General features: G+C 71.4%; 11 protein-coding genes. 8 read left to right on the top strand and 3 right to left on the bottom strand.

The features are described from left to right. Positions 1–39: 39 nt before the first annotated feature. The gene (locus ACZ5PB_RS15025) at positions 40–2,073 is read right to left on the bottom strand and encodes a hypothetical protein (protein WP_468691549.1); all 2,034 of its coding nucleotides are present in this window, start codon (positions 2,071–2,073) and stop codon (positions 40–42) included. A gap of 325 nt (positions 2,074–2,398) precedes the next feature. Between ACZ5PB_RS15025 and ACZ5PB_RS15020 the strand changes: the two genes are divergently transcribed. From ACZ5PB_RS15020 to ACZ5PB_RS14985, 8 genes are all read left to right on the top strand, one after another. Then, positions 2,399–3,910 (top strand): leucyl aminopeptidase, encoded by a 1,512-nt coding sequence (locus ACZ5PB_RS15020; RefSeq protein WP_468691199.1) that lies wholly within the window; start codon positions 2,399–2,401, stop codon positions 3,908–3,910. A 293-nt stretch (positions 3,911–4,203) separates the two neighbouring features. Further along, the gene (gene lpdA / locus ACZ5PB_RS15015; RefSeq protein WP_468691197.1) at positions 4,204–5,592 is read left to right on the top strand and encodes a dihydrolipoyl dehydrogenase; all 1,389 of its coding nucleotides are present in this window, start codon (positions 4,204–4,206) and stop codon (positions 5,590–5,592) included. Positions 5,593–5,672: 80 nt separating this feature from the next. Further along, positions 5,673–7,478 (top strand): 2-oxoglutarate dehydrogenase, E2 component, dihydrolipoamide succinyltransferase, encoded by a 1,806-nt coding sequence (gene sucB, locus ACZ5PB_RS15010; protein WP_468691195.1) that lies wholly within the window; start codon positions 5,673–5,675, stop codon positions 7,476–7,478. 171 nt (positions 7,479–7,649) lie between these two features. Continuing rightward, positions 7,650–8,078 (top strand): hypothetical protein, encoded by a 429-nt coding sequence (locus ACZ5PB_RS15005; protein ID WP_468691193.1) that lies wholly within the window; start codon positions 7,650–7,652, stop codon positions 8,076–8,078. Positions 8,079–8,264: 186 nt separating this feature from the next. Continuing rightward, positions 8,265–9,089, top strand: coding sequence for a hypothetical protein (locus tag ACZ5PB_RS15000; protein WP_468691191.1), 825 nt, complete (start codon positions 8,265–8,267; stop codon positions 9,087–9,089). Between the two features lie 82 nt (positions 9,090–9,171). Beyond that, positions 9,172–9,795 (top strand): GntR family transcriptional regulator, encoded by a 624-nt coding sequence (locus ACZ5PB_RS14995; RefSeq protein ID WP_468691189.1) that lies wholly within the window; start codon positions 9,172–9,174, stop codon positions 9,793–9,795. Positions 9,796–10,109: 314 nt separating this feature from the next. Then, positions 10,110–12,779, top strand: a complete 2,670-nt coding sequence (gene aceE, locus ACZ5PB_RS14990) for a pyruvate dehydrogenase (acetyl-transferring), homodimeric type (RefSeq protein ID WP_468691187.1) — start codon at positions 10,110–10,112, stop codon at positions 12,777–12,779. 105 nt (positions 12,780–12,884) lie between these two features. Then, positions 12,885–13,859, top strand: coding sequence for a helix-turn-helix transcriptional regulator (locus ACZ5PB_RS14985; protein ID WP_468691185.1), 975 nt, complete (start codon positions 12,885–12,887; stop codon positions 13,857–13,859). 72 nt (positions 13,860–13,931) lie between these two features. Here the strand turns inward: ACZ5PB_RS14985 and ACZ5PB_RS14980 are convergent, their stop codons facing one another. Together ACZ5PB_RS14980 and ACZ5PB_RS14975 are read right to left on the bottom strand one after the other, a co-directional pair. Next, entirely contained in the window at positions 13,932–14,852 is a 921-nt protein-coding gene (locus ACZ5PB_RS14980; RefSeq protein WP_468691183.1) for an SDR family oxidoreductase, read from the bottom strand. A gap of 135 nt (positions 14,853–14,987) precedes the next feature. Beyond that, positions 14,988–17,060 (bottom strand): hypothetical protein, encoded by a 2,073-nt coding sequence (locus tag ACZ5PB_RS14975; RefSeq protein ID WP_468691181.1) that lies wholly within the window; start codon positions 17,058–17,060, stop codon positions 14,988–14,990. Between the last annotated feature and the right edge of the window lie 107 nt (positions 17,061–17,167).

The raw sequence follows: 17,167 nt of genomic DNA, 5'->3' as shown, positions 1-17,167 counted from the left end.
GCGGTGGTGCTGTGCGGTGCCGTGCGGTGTGGTGCTGCGCTACGGAGCGGTCGGCAGCTTCAGTGTGACGGCGGACTGGAGTGCCTCGGGTCCGGCCCAGGCGGAGAGCGCCCCCGCGTACGGCGTCCCGAACGCGGCGGTACCGAGGAGCAGTTGCTTCTTGGTGCCCAACGGTGCGGTGACGGGTGCCACCACGCCGGACGGCGCCTTGACGGTGACGGTGTCGCCGACGCGGTACGCGGTGACGGTGCCTGCGGCGAGGGCCTTGTCCCAGGCGGCGCGGCGGGTGAACTCGACGCCGGCCTCGCGCTGGGTGGGGTTCACCACGGGTGCGTTGTCCGCGTACAGGGCCCGGTAGTCGGCCAGGACCTTGTCCAGGACCGGGTAGAGCAGCCGCTCCTCGGCCAGGTTGGACTGGTGGACGTAGTGCGGGCGCGGGTCGTTGCCGACGACGTGGCTCAGGGCGGTGCGGGCCTCCTGCGGGACGATGTGGTTCGCGTATCCGGTGGCGGTGTCGAGCGGGTCCTCCAGGCAGGTGGAGGCCGGGTTGCTCTCGCAGACGCCGCTGCCGCCGTCGCCCTTGGAGGTGTAGATCCAGTTGTACTCGTCGGTCATCTCGGCGGCGGTGCCCACGTTGTAGTACACGTTCATCGGGTGCCGGGGCACGGTCAGGGCGGCGCCCACGGCCCGCTGCTGCGGCTCGCGCGAGGCGTCGCTGGCCAGCCACTTCACGCCGTTGTCGGCGAGGGCGGGGGCCAGGTTGGGGTTGTCCACGGGCTGCTGCGGGGTGGTCCTGAGCCCCGAGTGCTCACCGGTGACGAGTTCGGTGCGGTCGACCGCGATCCCCTTGCCGGTGGCCCACCTGTGGTTGTCGGAGATCTGCTTGGAGATCTCGGCGCGGCTCATCCACAGGGTGTTGCCCGCCGCGTCGGTGGCGCACTTCCACGGCACGACGGTGGTGTCCTGCTTGCAGCCCAGGAAGGGGTGCGTGTACGTGTGGTTGATCCAGCGGTACTGGGCCCGGTCGGCCACCAGCTGCGCGGTCAGCGCGTCGGTGCCCCCGTGCTCGGCCTTCCACTCCTCGCCCGCGCCGGCGTTGTAGACCATGTCCAGCTTGAAGTTCTTCTCGCGCTGCCACTGCGCGGCGTACTGCGCGTCGGCCGCCGTCATCCGGACCGGGTTGTCGCCTTCACCTTCACCGCCCTCGCAGTCGAAGTCGCCCGGGGTGCAGTTGAGTTCGCTGTTCCAGCGAGCGTCGGGGGCGAAGACGTCATCGACGTGAACGGAGAAGTAGTTCCGGTTCTGCCCGAGGTGTACGCCCTGTGTCAGCCATTGAACGACACCGCGCGCCAGCACCCGGAACTGCCGCTGGTACTTGTTGTAGGCGAAGGTCACCACCAGCTCGCGGCGCCCGTCCTGGGCGTACTCGCCCACCAGGCTGCCCCGGGTCGTGGCACCGGTGGGCATGTCGAGGTAGCTGGTGAATCCGGCGCGCGGGCGGGCCGCGTAGCCGTAGCTCTCCATCACGGCGGGCGAGTTGTCCTCGAACTTCAGCGGCCCGTCGAGGTAGCCGAAGGGTCCGGCCTTCCCGGCGGCGGTGACGGTGGCGTCGGCGCCGTCCATCGGGCCCGCGTAGCCCTCCTGGTCCGTGTAGTCGAGGCCGACGCCCGGGTGCGCCCAGGTGTAGGCGTCGACCTGGCGGACGCCGAAGGTCTTCTCGTACGCGACCAGGGCCGCCGACTCCGCCGAACCGGCGCCGAACGGGGCCTCGTTGGGCAGCACCACGCCCTGGTACTTGGCGCGCGGCCGGCCGTCGACGGTGTCGCTCAGGAACGCGGCGTCGATCACCGGGCGGCCCGCGGCGCCGAGGTTCACCGTGGTGAACGGCACACCACTTCCTCTGAGTTCGTCCGTGATGGCGTTGACGGCCTCCCCGCCGTCGTCGACCACGAGCACCTTCAGATCGATGCGGGGAGCCACCGGGGCGGCCTGTGCGCCGCCGGGCGGCAGTGCCAGCACCACTCCGAGCAGACCGGCGGTCAGCAGCGCCGCCCCCGTTCTGCCCGCGCGCATCGCCCCCGACGCACTGCCCCGCCCCGCGTTGTGTCCGTACGGCATCCCGTACTCCCCTCCCCCTAGAACGCTTCCCTTACGACATCCTTGCGGACGCCCCAGGGAAGAACTGTGGAAATCATGCAAAGCAAATATCGGATCGCTTGCACGAACTCCGGCGAGTGTGACGCATCGCTCACGCTCCGCGCTCCCGAAACCTCGGAGAGACACCACGGACGAGTGAACCGGTTACTGCCGTGATCGAAGCACCCCCACGCGCGTAGTCTCGACCGATAGGCGCACATTCCCGCCTCACCAGGAACCCAGGAAGCGAGATTTCACCACCGTGACTGCTCTCACTCTCAGCACCTCCGGTGCCGCGACGCTGCGCGCCGACGCGCTCGTCGTCGGTATCGCCAAGGGCCCCAAGGGCCCGGTCGTCACCTCCGGCGCGGAGGCCGTGGACAAGGCGTTCGACGGAAAGCTGGCCTCCGTCCTGGAGACCCTGGGTGCCTCCGGTGCCGAGGGTGAAGTGACCAAGCTCCCGGCGCTCTCCGGTCTGAAGACCCCCGTCGTGCTGGCCGTCGGCCTGGGCCCCGTCCCGGAGCAGGACGAGACCTACGCCGCCGAGTCGCTGCGCCGCGCCGCCGGTGCCGCCGCCCGCGCCCTGACGGGTACGAAGAAGGCCGGTTTCGCCCTGCCGGTCGAGTCCGTCGAGGACGCGGAGGCCATCGCCGAGGGCGCGCTCCTCGGTGCGTACGCCTTCACCGCGTACCAGGAGGACAAGGGCGACGCCAAGCAGCCGCTCGCCGAGATCGCCCTGCTCGGCGCCAAGCCGCGCGACAAGGCGTTCAAGGCCGCCGCCGAGCGCGCGACCGCCGTCGCCGAGGAGATCAACCGGGCCCGCGACCTGGTGAACACCCCGCCGAACGACCTCTACCCCGAGTCCTTCGCCGCGGTCGTCCAGGCCGCCGCCAAGGAGCACGGCCTCAAGATCCAGATCCTGGACGAGAAGGCCCTCGTCAAGGGCAACTACGGCGGCATCCTGGGCGTCGGCGCGGGCTCCGCGCACGGCCCCCGCCTGGTGAAGGTCTCCTACACCCACCCCAAGGCGGAGAAGTCGCTCGCCTACGTCGGCAAGGGCATCACCTACGACTCGGGCGGCATCTCGCTCAAGCCGGCCGGCCACAACGAGACGATGAAGTGCGACATGGCCGGCGCCGCCGCCGTGTTCGCCTCCGTCGTCGCGGTCGCCCGCCTGGGCCTGAAGGTCAACGTCACCGGCTGGCTGGCGCTCGCCGAGAACATGCCGTCCGGCACCGCCACCCGCCCCGGTGACGTGCTGCGCATGTACAGCGGCAAGACCGTCGAGGTCCTCAACACGGACGCCGAGGGCCGTCTGGTGCTGGCCGACGCGCTGGCCCGCGCCTCGGAGGAGAACCCGGACGCGATCGTCGACGTGGCGACCCTGACCGGCGCCATGATGGTGGCGCTCGGCAGCCGCACCTTCGCCGTCATGGGCAACGACGAGTCGTTCCGCACCGCGATCCACGAGGTCGCGGAGGAGGTCGGCGAGCAGTCCTGGCCGATGCCGATGCCCGCCGAGCTCCGCAAGGGCATGAACTCCGAGACGGCCGACATCGCCAACATGGGCGAGCGGATGGGCGGCGGCCTGGTCGCCGGTCTGTTCCTCCAGGAGTTCGTCGGCGAGGACATCGCCTGGGCGCACCTGGACATCGCGGGCCCGGCCTTCCACGAGGCCGCGCCGTTCGGCTACACCCCCAAGGGCGGCACGGGCTCCTCGATCCGCACCCTGGTCAAGCTGGCGGAGCGCACCGCCGACGGCGACCTCGGTTAGCCGATCTCCCGTACGGCCCCGGGCCTGTCCTGGCCCGGGGCCGTACGCGCGCGTACGTCCCGTTTCGCCCGTAACGAAATATTTGTACGTATGTACGCGTTGGTAACCCCCGAGGCAAGCCTCCGCGCCCGTCTCGGAACCCGGCCCGGCGTCCCGCCATCCGTGAACAAGTGCGAAGATGGTTTACCGGCAGGACAGGGCCCCCACCACAGGGCCGAATACAAGCGGCCGTACACCCCCGCCGCCCGGTCATCGATGACCGGCGACCGGCGCACATGCATGGAGGACGTGACGTGGCGAACGACGCCAGCACCGTTTTCGACCTAGTGATCCTCGGCGGTGGCAGTGGCGGTTACGCCGCAGCGCTGCGCGGCGCCCAGTTGGGCCTCGACGTCGCACTGATCGAGAAGAACAAGCTGGGCGGCACCTGCCTGCACAACGGCTGCATCCCGACGAAGGCCCTGCTGCACGCGGGCGAGATCGCCGACCAGGCGCGCGAGTCCGCGCAGTTCGGCGTGAAGGCGACCTTCGAGGGCATCGACATCGCGGGCGTGCACAAGTACAAGGACGAGGTCATCTCGGGCCTGTACAAGGGTCTGCAGGGCCTGGTCGCCTCCCGCAAGGTGACCTACATCGAGGGTGAGGGCAAGCTCTCGTCGCCGACCTCCGTCGACGTGAACGGCCAGCGCATCCAGGGCCGCCACGTGCTGCTCGCGACCGGCTCCGTGCCGAAGTCGCTGCCCGGCCTGGAGATCGACGGCAACCGCATCCTCTCCTCGGACCACGCGCTCGTGCTCGACCGCGTCCCGGAGTCGGCGATCATCCTGGGCGGCGGCGTCATCGGCGTCGAGTTCGCCTCGGCATGGAAGTCCTTCGGCTCGGACATCACCGTCATCGAGGGCCTCAAGCACCTCGTGCCGGTCGAGGACGAGAACAGCTCCAAGCTTCTTGAGCGCGCGTTCCGCAAGCGCGGCATCAAGTTCAACCTGGGCACCTTCTTCCAGAGCGCCGAGTACACCGAGAACGGTGTCAAGGTCACGCTGGCCGACGGCAAGACCTTCGAGGCGGAGGTGCTGCTGGTCGCGATCGGCCGCGGCCCGGTCTCGCAGGGCCTCGGTTACGAGGAGCAGGGCGTCGCCATGGACCGCGGCTACGTCCTGGTCGACGAGTACATGCGTACCAACGTCGAGACCATCTCCGCGGTCGGCGACCTCGTCCCGACCCTCCAGCTCGCGCACGTCGGCTTCGCCGAGGGCATCCTGGTGGCGGAGCGTCTCGCCGGTCTCAAGACCGTGCCGATCGACTACGACGGTGTCCCGAAGGTGACGTACTGCCACCCCGAGGTCGCCTCCGTCGGTATCACCGAGGCCAAGGCCAAGGAGATCTACGGTGCGGACAAGGTCGTCGCTCTGAAGTACAACCTGGCCGGCAACGGCAAGAGCAAGATCCTCAAGACCGCGGGCGAGATCAAGCTCGTCCAGGTCAAGGACGGTGCCGTGGTCGGCGTCCACATGGTCGGTGACCGGATGGGCGAGCAGGTCGGCGAAGCGCAGCTCATCTACAACTGGGAAGCCCTGCCGGCCGAGGTCGCGCAGCTCATCCACGCGCACCCGACGCAGAACGAGGCGCTCGGAGAGGCCCACCTGGCCCTCGCCGGCAAGCCGCTTCACTCCCACGACTAATACGGTCGGTCTGACGACTGAACCGGTCAGTCCGCTGGGCGCGACGACCACCACATCTTCCGATAGGAGCAACTGAAACCATGTCGGTTTCCGTAACCCTGCCGGCGCTCGGCGAGAGCGTCACCGAGGGCACCGTCACCCGCTGGCTCAAGGCCGAGGGCGAGCGCGTCGAGGCCGACGAGCCGTTGCTCGAGGTCTCGACCGACAAGGTCGACACCGAGATCCCGGCCCCGGCCGCGGGCATCCTGGCCTCCATCAAGGTCGCCGAGGACGAGACCGTCGAGATCGGCGCCGAGCTCGCCATCATCGACGACGGCTCCGGCGCTCCGGCCGCTGCCGAGGCCCCGGCCGCCGCCGAGGCCGAGGCCGCACCGGCCGAGGCTCCGGCCGCACCGGCCGCCGAGGCTCCCGCCGCCCCGGCCGCCCCCGCCGAGGCTCCCGCCGCCGCTCCGGCAGCGGGTTCGGCCTCCGGCACGGACGTCACCCTCCCGGCGCTCGGCGAGAGCGTCACCGAGGGCACCGTCACCCGTTGGCTGAAGGAGGTCGGCGAGGAGGTCTCGGAGGACGAGCCCCTCCTGGAGGTCTCGACCGACAAGGTCGACACCGAGATCCCGGCCCCCGTCTCCGGCGTTCTCCTGGAGATCGTCGTCGCCGAGGACGAGACCGCCGAGGTCGGCGCCAAGCTGGCCGTCATCGGCGCGAAGGGCGCGGCTCCGGCTGCTGCCCCGGCCGCCCCCGCCGCCCCGGCTGCCGCTGCTCCGGCTCCGGCCGCCCCGGCTCCGGCCGCTCCGGCACCGGCTCCGGCCGCCCCGGCTGCTCCGGCACCGGCTCCGGCCGCCCCGGCGGCGCCCGCCGCTGCCGCTCCGGCTCCGGCCGCGCCGGCCGCCCCCGTGGCCCCGGCCGCGCCCGTCACCCCGGCCCCGGCTCCGGCCGCGACCTCCGGTGACGACGGTGCGTACGTGACCCCGCTGGTCCGCAAGCTCGCCGCCGAGAACGGCGTCGACCTGGGCCAGGTCAAGGGCACCGGCGTCGGTGGCCGCATCCGCAAGCAGGACGTCGTCGCCGCCGCGGAGGCCGCCAAGGCCGCCGCAGCCGCTCCGGCCCCGGCTGCCGCTGCCGCCGCTCCCGCCGCGTCGAAGGCCCCCAAGCTGGAGGTCTCCCCGCTGCGTGGCCAGACGGTCAAGATGACCCGCATGCGCAAGGTCATCGGCGACAACATGATGAAGGCTCTGCACGGCCAGGCGCAGCTGACCTCCGTGGTCGAGGTGGACATCACCAAGATCATGAAGCTGCGTGCGGCCGCCAAGGACGCCTTCGCCGCCCGTGAGGGCGTCAAGCTGTCCCCGATGCCGTTCTTCGTCAAGGCCGCTGCCCAGGCGCTGAAGGCCTTCCCGGTCGTCAACGCCCGGATCAACGAGGACGAGGGCACGATCACCTACTTCGACACCGAGAACATCGGTATCGCGGTGGACTCCGAGAAGGGTCTGATGACCCCGGTCATCAAGGGTGCGGGCGACCTCAACCTCGCCGGCATCTCGAAGAAGACCGCGGAGCTGGCCGGCAAGGTCCGCGCCTCGAAGATCACCCCGGACGAGCTGGGCGGCGCGACCTTCACGATCAGCAACACCGGCTCGCGCGGTGCGCTGTTCGACACGGTCATCGTTCCGCCGAACCAGGTCGGCATCCTCGGCATCGGTGCCACCGTCAAGCGTCCGGTGGTCATCAACCACCCGGACCTGGGCGAGACCATCGCGGTCCGTGACATGACGTACCTGGCCCTCTCCTACGACCACCGTCTGGTGGACGGCGCCGACGCGGCCCGTTACCTGACGGCCGTCAAGGCGATCCTGGAGGCCGGCGAGTTCGAGGTTGAGCTCGGCCTGTGATGTAGCGGCCCCGAGAGGGGCCGAGGATCGTAACGAGGTCGATCTCGGCCTGTAACTCCCCCGAGTACGTTCCGTACGTGCTCAATCTCTCCACTCGGCGGCCCCTTCGGACATTCTCCGGAGGGGCCGCCGGGCGTTAGGGTATTCACCGGTCGTGGGAGGGAGCGGGAAATGCAGCCCGGCAGGAAATCCGGCGGGGAAGCCGGTAAGGAATCCGACAGGAAAAGCAGGGCGAAGCGTATTTCGTTCGCCGTCGCGGGAGCTGTCGCGCTGACCGTGGGAATGGCCGGGTCCGCGACCGCCGAGGAGGGCGGGATCGCCTGGAGCAACGGGGCCGGCGGCGCTTCCTGGTGGGAGGGCGAGGGCGACCACCACGTGGTGCAGGACCTCGCGAAGGACGGGCATTCGGCGGTCGGCCGCCTCTACGTCCCGTACCGCAACAAGGTCTACAACAACTGGGTGACCGGCGGCCTGAACTACCGCGCGGACTTCAACTTCAACCTCGCCGAGGACGCTGTCCTCTCCTACCAGACCTGCGTCGGCGAGGCCGGGACCGGCGCGTTCAGCGCCTGTGGACCCTGGCAGTACGGGAAGGCCTGAGCGGCGTTGCGCTACGGGAGGGCAGCGCTTGCCGCCGTGCTGGCGTGCGGTCTTACGGCGGGCTGTGCGGCGGACGGCGACGACGGCGGTGCGGCCCGGCCCGTGCGGGTCGGCCCCGTGGCGACACCGGGCGGACCCACCTCCACCGAAATGCCCTTTTCCGCTTATGTTCCGGGTGAAAGGGAATTGGCGGACATCCAGCGGGCCGAGTCCGTACTGCTCAATTCCTGTATGGCGGAATTCGGTTTCACGACGCGGATCACCGCCCATTCCGACGCCGCGCTGCTCGCCGATCTGCGGGCCGGCACCACCCTCCCCCGTACTCCCGCGCAAGCGGCTTCGTACGGGTTCCACAACGTGCCGGGAAGTGCCGCCGGAACCGCCCCCGACGAGCCCCGGGAAAGCAGTCCCGACCAGCAGACCCGCCTGCTCGTCCTCAACGGGCCCGACCCCCGCCCCGCCCCCGGCGGAGCCCCCTCCACCGGTCCGGACCGCGAGGTCGGCGGCAAGCGGGTGCCGCGCGGCGGCTGCGCCGGGCGGACCGAGCGGCGGCTCGCGGTGGGCAGCCCGGCACAGAAGGCCGAGCACCCGGGGAACAGCGCGCTCAACACCCTGCTGCGGCTGCGCTCCGAGGCCTGGGCACAGGGCGCGAAGGATCCGGCGTACGTGGCGATGACCGCCGCCTGGTCGGCCTGTATGCGCGAGGCGGGGTTCTCGTACGCCTCCTTCGACGCCGCCGCCGAGGACCCGGCCTGGACCCGTACCGCACGTCCTGGCCCCCGCGAGAAGGCGGCGGCCACCGCCGACCTGAACTGCCGCGCGGCGCCGCGGGTGAACTACCTCGGCGTCTCCGAGGCCGTACATCTCGCGTACGAGCGGCGGGCGGTGCGGGACAACGCCGCCACGCTCGCCTCACTGAAGGCCCATTACGACGCGGTGGCCCGCAATGCCGCGAAGGTGCGGGACGCGCGGTCCGCAAAGGTGTCGCCAAAGGTGTCCAAGGACTCCTAGCCAGGCGTTCTGCGCCCGCACGCTCCCCGTATCGTCTATCCCCACACCGCCACCACCGCGTGCATGCGTGAAGGAGCACCCCATGACCCCGCCCGTCGTCCACTCGCTGCGCGAACAGATCCGCGAGCACATCGTGGAGGGGATCGTCAGCGGGCGCTGGAAGCCCGGCGAGCGGATCGTGGAGCGGCGGATCGCCACCGAGCTCCAGGTCAGCCAGACCCCCGTCCGGGAGGCGCTGCGCGAGCTGGAGACGCTGCGGCTGATCGAGTCGGCGCCCAACAAGGGCGTACGGGTGCGGAATCTGACCGCCGCCGACCTGGAGGAGAGCTACCCGGTACGGGCCGGTCTGGAGCAGATCGCCGCCGAACTGGCCGCCTCCACGCTCGCCGACGACGTGTCGGCGCTGGAGCCGCACGTGGTGGCGCTGTACGCGGCGGACCGGGCGGTGGACGGGACCGCGCAGGTGCGGCACACCGTGGGCTTCCACCGGGAGCTGGTGCGGGCGGCCGGGAACGGGGTACTGCTGCACACCTGGGAGGGACTGGGCATCGAGGTGTTCACGGCGCTGTCGATCCGCTGGCTGGGCACGGTGCAGAAGTCGTACGCGGAGGAGCACGAGGCGCTCGTGGACGCCTTCCGGCGGCGGGACCCGAGGATCGGCGAACTGGTGAAGGCGCACGTACTGGGGTGCGCGCCGAGGGCCTGAACGTCTCTCGCGAGTTCCTCTGAGACCTTCGCGACACCCCCTCTCCCGCGATCCCGTATGACCGAATTGCACCAGTTCGGCGTGACACTTCGTGCCGGTTTTCGTGGCACGGAATGCCTAATTCGGTCCTCGGGAGAATTTTTTGCCCCCAAACTTTGATCGATCATCGATCAGTTGCTTACAGTCGACGGCGGACCTCATCCGGTCCGCACTCCGGGTCCCGTCCTGCCAGACACAGACCCCCCGCAGTACCCCCTGCTCCACCCCTGCTCCACCTCTCCACCCCACCCCCTCCTTTACCGGAAGGCGGCGTCATGACCGACTCCGTACGCAACCGTCCGAGCGAGCTCGACCAGCTCCCGGACCGCGACACCGAAGAGACCGCCGAATGGGCGGCCTCCCTCGACGCCGTCGCCAAGGCCGCCGGTTCGAACCGCGCCGAATACCTGATGCGTCGCACCCTCCACCACGCCGAGGCCGCCGGACTGGCGCTGCCCAAGCTGCTGGAGACGGACTACGTCAACACCATCCCCACCTCCGCCGAGCCCGCCTTCGACGGCGACCTGGAGATGGAGAGCCGGATCACCGCCTGGAACCGCTGGAACGCGGCGGCCATGGTGACCCGAGGCTCCCGCTTCGGTGTCGGCGGGCACATAGCCACCTTCGCCTCGGCCGCCTGGCTGTACGAGACCGGCTTCAACCACTTCTTCCGCGGCAAGGAGGGGGACGGCTCCGGCGACCAGCTCTACATCCAGGGCCACGCCTCCCCCGGCATCTACGCCCGCGCCTTCCTCGACGGCCGTCTGAACGAGGAGCAGCTCGACAACTTCCGGCAGGAGGCGGGCGGCAACGGTCTCCCCTCCTACCCGCACCCGCGCCGGCTGCCCTGGCTGTGGGAGTTCCCGACGGTCTCCATGGGCCTGGGCCCGCTGTCCGCGATCTACCAGGCGCGGTTCAACCGCTACCTGGAGAACCGCAGCATCAAGGACACCTCGAACTCGCACGTCTGGGCCTTCCTCGGCGACGGCGAGATGGACGAGCCCGAGGCCACCGCCGCACTCGCGCTGGCCGCCCGCGAGGGTCTGGACAACCTGACCTTCGTCATCAACTGCAACCTCCAGCGCCTCGACGGCCCGGTCCGCGCCAACTTCCGCGTCGTGCAGGAGCTGGAGGGCGCCTTCCGCGGCGCCGGCTGGAACGTCGTCAAGTCGCTCTGGGGCTCCGCCTGGGACGAGCTGTTCCAGCTCGACACCACGGGCGCGCTGGTGCGCCGCCTGCGTGCCGTCCCGGACGCCCAGTTCCAGACGTACGCCACCCGTGACGTCGCGTACATCCGCGAGCACTTCTTCGGCGCGGAGCCCGCGCTCAAGCAGCTCGCCGACGTGCTGACCGACGCCAAGATCGCCGAGTGCTTCCACACCTCGCGCGGCGGCCACGAGGCCCGCAAGGTGTACGCGGCGTACAAGGCGGCCGTCGAGCACAAGGGCGCGCCGACCGTGATCCTCGCCCAGACGGTGAAGGGCTACACGCTCGGCCCGACCTTCGAGTCGCGCAACGCCAACCACCAGATGAAGAAGCTCACCGGCAAGGAGTTCCGCGCCATGCGGGACCTCCTTGAGCTGCCGATCCCGGACGCGAAGCTGGACGACAGCCTCGTACCGTACGGTCACCCGGGCGCCGAATCCCCCGAGGTCCGCTACCTCCAGGAGCGCCGCGCGGCGCTCGGCGGCCCGGCCCCGGCCCGTCGCGTGCACCCCGTGGCTCCCCTCCCGCAGCCGCAGGAGAAGTCCTTCGCCGCCCTGAAGAAGGGCTCCAAGCAGGGCATGGCCACCACCATGGCGTTCGTCCGCCTGGTGAAGGACCTGATGCGGGACAAGGAGACCGGCAAGCGCTGGGTGCCGATCGTCCCCGACGAGGCGCGCACCTTCGGCATGGAGGCGCTGTTCCCCTCCGCCGGCATCTACTCGCCGCTGGGTCAGACGTACGACCCGGTCGACCGCGACCAGCTGATGTACTACAAGGAGGCCAAGGACGGTCAGGTCCTCAACGAGGGCATCACCGAAGCCGGCTCCATGGCGGACTTCATCGCCGCGGCGACCGCGTACTCCACGCACGGCGAGACGATGATCCCGTTCTACATCTTCTACTCGATGTTCGGCTGGCAGCGGACCGGCGACCAGATGTGGCAGCTCGCCGACCAGCTCGGCAAGGGCTTCATCGTCGGCGCGACCGCCGGTCGTACGACCCTGACCGGTGAGGGCCTCCAGCACGCGGACGGCCACTCGCACCTGATCGCGTCCACCAACCCGGCGTCGCTGAACTACGACCCGGCGTTCGCGTACGAGGTCGCGGTGATCGTCCAGGACGGTCTGAAGCGGATGTACGGCGAGAAGCCGGAGGACGTCTTCTACTACCTGACGGTCTACAACGAGCCGATGCCGCAGCCCGCGATGCCCGAGGGCGTCGAGGAGGGCATCGTGCGCGGTCTCTACCGCTTCAAGGAGGCGGCCGCCGCTCCGGCGGACGCCCCGCGCGCCCAGTTGCTCGCGTCGGGCACGGCGATCCACTGGGCCCTGGAGGCCCAGGAACTGCTGGCCGCCGACTGGAACGTGCACGCGGACGTGTGGTCGGCGACCTCGTGGGGCGAGCTGCGGCGCGACGCGCTGGAGGCCGACGAGGCGCTCCTGCGCGGCGAGCAGCGGATCCCGTACGTGACGCAGGCGCTCGCGGACGCGCCGGGTCCGGTCGTGGCGGTGTCCGACTGGATGCGTCAGGTCCCGGACCAGATCAGCCAGTGGGTCGAGCAGGACTACACCTCGCTGGGCACGGACGGCTTCGGCCTGTCCGACACCCGGGAGGCGGCCCGCCGTCACTTCGGCGTGGACGCGCAGTCGGTCGTCGTGGCGACGCTGGCGCAGCTGGCGAAGCGGGGCGGCGTCCCGGCCTCGGTGGTGAAGGACGCTCGGGAGCGGTACGGCCTCTGACGGCCTGCTCCACCCGCGTCTTCGTACGGCGGTGCCCCGCACACTCCTGGTGTGCGGGGCACCGCCGTCGTCACGGCTGTCGTACCGCCCGGGCAGGATGGGGGCATGCGCGCTGCCCGACTGATCAAGATGGTGCTGCTGCTCCAGTCCAGGCCGATGATGACGGCCGCCGAGCTGGCGCGGGAGCTGGAGGTGTCCGAGCGGACCGTCACCCGGGACGCCCAGGCCCTCTCCGAGGCGGGCGTGCCCGTGTACGCGGACCGCGGGCGGACCGGTGGCTACCGGCTCGTCGGCGGCTACCGGACCCGGCTGACGGGGCTCGGGCGCAGTGAGGCCGAGGCCCTGTTCCTGTCCGGACTGCCGGGTGCGCTGCGGGAGATGGGCCTGGAGGACGCGGCGTCGGCGGCCCGGCTGAAGGTGTCGGCCGCGCTGCTGCCGTCCCTGCGCGACGCCTCCGAGAGCGCCGCCCAGCGCTTCCACCTGGATGCTCCCGGCTGGTACCAGGAGCCGCAGACACCGGAGTTGCTGCCCGTGGTGGCGGAGGCGGTGTGGGGCGACCGGGTGGTGGAGACCCGTTACGGGCGGCCCGACCGCGAGGTGGAGCGCCGTCTTGAGCCCTACGGCCTCGTCCTCAAGGCCGGTGTCTGGTACGTGTGCGCCCGGGCGGACTCCGGTGATCTGCGGGTGTACCGGCTGGACCGTTTCAGGGCGGTGACCGTCACCGGCGAACCCTTCGTACGGGACGAGGACTTCGACCTGCCCCGGTTCTGGGAGGAGCGGGCGGCGGATTTCTCCCGCTCGATCCTGCACACCCACGCGGAGCTGCGGCTGACCCCGGCGGGTGCCCGTGCCCTGCCCCGGGTCACGGACCCGGTCGCGGCGCGGGAGGCGCTCGCGGCGGCGGCCCCGCCGGACAATCGGGGCCGCGTGACGGTGACCGTACCGGTGGAGTCGGTGGAGGTCGCGTACACCCAGTTCCTGGGGCTGGGGGCGGAGGCGGAGGCGCTGTCCCCGCCGGAGCTGCGGGAGCTGCTGGCGGGTACGGCGCGGCGGATGTCGGAGCTGTACGGCGCCCCGTGAGGCGCCGTACGGCGGGCGGGTCAGCGGTGGTCCTGGGCCGGGGGTCTCGGCGGTGGACCCCCGCCGGGGTCGTCAGCGGTAGTCCTCCGCCGACACCTTCTCCCCCGCCATGTGCCGGGTCAGGAACCCCCACGCGTCCGGCTGCGACCCGTCCGCGTCGCGCACCCCGTACTCCTTGGCGAGCAGCGCGCTGGACAGTGACTGCCCGTTCCAGCGCGCCCGCTCCGGATCCGCCGCCAGGGCGGCGATGCCCCGGGCGACGTAGACCGGGGACTCGGCGATGGCGAAGGCCGGTTCCTTGGCGATGGCGTCGCGCCAGTTCTCCTCGGTGACGCCGAAGCCGTCGAGCATCTGCTCGGAGCGGAGGAATCCGGGGGTGACGGAGACGGCCGTGCCGCCCAGCGGTTTCAGGTCGTGGGCGAGGTTCGAAGCCATCCGGATGGGGGCGTTCTTCGCCAGGTCGTAGTAGAAGTTCTCGCGGAAGTTCTTGTTCGACTCGGCCGTGCCGTCGGTGATCTCGACGACGAGTCCGCCCTCGTGGCGCACCAGCAGGGGCAGGGCGCAACTGCTGGTGATGATGTGGCTCTTGACGCCGAGTTCCAGCATCCGCAGGCCGCGGTCGAGTTCGGTCTCCCACATCTTCTTGCCGAACTCGACGAGGTGCTCGCCGCCCCAGATGTCGTTCACCAGGACGTCGAGCCGGCCCTGCTCCCGGTCGATGCGTTCGACCAGCGCGCGGACCTGTCCCGGTTCCAGGTGGTCGGTGGGGACGGCGATGCCCTCGCCGCCCGCCGCCGTGACGAGTTCGGCGCTCTCCTCGATGGTCTCCGTCGTACGGCCGACCTCGCTGGCCTTCGTGCGGGTGGTGCGGCCGGTGACGTAGACCGTCGCGCCCCGGGCGCCGAACTGGACGGCGATGGCCCGTCCGGCGCCCCGTGTCGCGCCCGCGACCAGCACGATCCGTCCGGTCAGGTCCTTCGCGGTGTCGGTCATGGTGAGCTCCCTCTCCGTCGTCCTCGTCCTGTACGACAGAGCATGCCGCCCCATCCAGACAGCTACTGTCCGGATTTACGCGGGACACGGAGAAACCCTGGCTGCGAAGCGGCACGGCCTCGGGCCGGCCCGGTCTCAGCGCAGCCCGTCCAGGTCCGACCCGTCCGCCATCCGCGCACGAAGCTCCGCCTTCACCCCCTTCGGTGCCCTGACCGCGAGGAACGGCCCGGCGCCGGTCGCCTTCACGCCGCCGCTCGCCTCGATCCGGGTGACCTTGCGGCTGCCCGCCGCGAGCAGGTACCAGGCGCCCGACCGGGGTGCCTGCCACCCCGCCCCGGCGACCACGTGCTGACCGAACCGGCTGCACGAGGCGGTGTCCCGTACGGCGGCGACCGGGGTGCCCGGCGCAGTGGGCGAGGTGCCGGGCAGCTGGAGCTGGACCAGTACGCGGCCGGGGCCGCGCCAGGTGTCGGCGCGGGTGCACACCCAGTCGGCCCGGCCCGCCGCCTCGGGGAGGGTCTGCTGTGCGTACACCCAGTTGTTGACGGCCCGTACGCCCGCGCCGCGCAGCGACGGCAGGTGGCAGGCGGTGCGCGCCCAGCTCTTCAGGGCTGCGGCGCTGGTGGCCTCGCGCGGCTGCCGGGCGGGTGCCCCGGCACCCGGGGGCGGGGTGTACGTCAGGTGTACGGGGGCCAGGTCGCCGAGGTCGGTGAGGAGGAAGGCGTGCTTCTCGACGATCAGCTCGGAGGAGCGGAGCTGGAGCACCGGCCAGGAATCACAGGTTCCGCCTGCTCCGGGCCGGGGCACCGGGTCCGTCACTCCGTCGTCCCGTACGCCCAGGGCCCGGCCCGGCGTGTCCGGCCCGAGCAGGTCGCGGGTGGTGGTCTCGTCGATCCAGGGGGCGAGCAGGAAGCGGGAGCGGGTTTCGTCGCGGGTGACGACGAGGGCGGCGCCGGTGACCACGTCGGCGTCGTCGGTACGGACGAAGTCGAGCACCGGGGGCCGGTCGCCGTCGGCGGGCTCGGCGTAGCGGACGGTGCGGTCGCCGTCGTTGAGAAGGACGACCGAGGTGCCGTCGACGTCGCCCGCGTAGAGCAGCCGGGGCGGCCGGGTGGGCGGTTCCGTTCCGGTGCCGGGGGTGCTGGAGATCCGTACCGTGGTGGCCGGGCTCGCCCACACCTTGAGGGCGCGGCCGAGCAGGGCGGTGTCGTCCGTGCGGTCGCCCCGGGCGGGCCAGACGGTGAAGTCGACGCGGGAGGTGTCGGCCCACTCGTCCCTCCCGGCGCGCTGCAGATGGCCTGGGTCCAGGACCCGTTGGCCTATGGAGGCGTTGACGGAGCCGGTGGCCGCCGCGCGTTCCTCGGAGCGCGGGCCGCTGTCGCCCAGGACGAACGGCAGGGTCGCAGCGGCCAGTACGGCCACGACGACGGCCGCTCCCGCGCCGCGGGCGCGGTGGCGGCGGCGCAGGAGGTCGGTGGGGCGGGCGTGCACGAAGCAGGGGTCGAACTCGCCGGAGAGCAGCGGATGCCGGGATTCCGCTCCCCCCGCACCCTCGCCTCCTTCTCCTTGCGCCGTTCCCCCTGCCGGCTGTTCGCCGAGGACCTGCCTGCCGAGGCGGTCGGCGGTGCGTACGGCGAGGGCGGGTTCGGCGGCACCGGCCTCGGCGAGCAGCGCGCGGGTCGTCTCCTCGTCCAGGCCCTCGGCCCGGCGCAGGGCGAGGGCGGCGCGGGTGGCGGCGTCCACCCCGGACAGGACCTGTTCCAGGGCGAGTTCGTCGGCGCCGCCGGCGGCGGGGAAGACCCGCAGCCCCCATACCGCGGGCAGCAGGTGCCGCAGCTGCTCGGGCCCCGGCCCCCGGTCGGGCCACCAGCCGGGGCGTCTGCCGTACGCCAGTGCCTCGCGCAGCACCCGGGCGCGCAGGGTGGCGTAGGCGGTGGTGGTCCTGCCGTCGCGCTGGGCGGGGATGCCGGGGGCGTTGCGCGTAGGGCGGGCGGGGAGGGCGCGCTGGACGATTCCGTGGGCGGCGAGTACCCGGCGGTGGCGGCCGAGCGCGGGGGCCAGGGTGATGAAGGCGATCCGGACCAGGCGCGGATAGTGCTCGACGAGGGCGGCCTCGGCCTGCGCCACGCTCAGTCGGGACGGCGGGGGCTGTGGGGGCCGCGGGGTGCCGGCCGCGCCGGCCGGCTCCGTACGGTCTTCGGTGTCCATGGCGAGAGCAACCCCTTTGAGGGTGAGAGTGCGTGCGTCGCTTGCCCTTCAAACGAGTGAATCGTGGGACGGTCACATGAAGTACGCACCGGAAGTGGCACGCCCCG

This window comes from Streptomyces sp. NPDC032721 (assembly GCF_055579625.1).
Note: the sequence above shows the minus strand (reverse complement) of the source record. Positions and strands in the feature narration are given on the sequence as shown.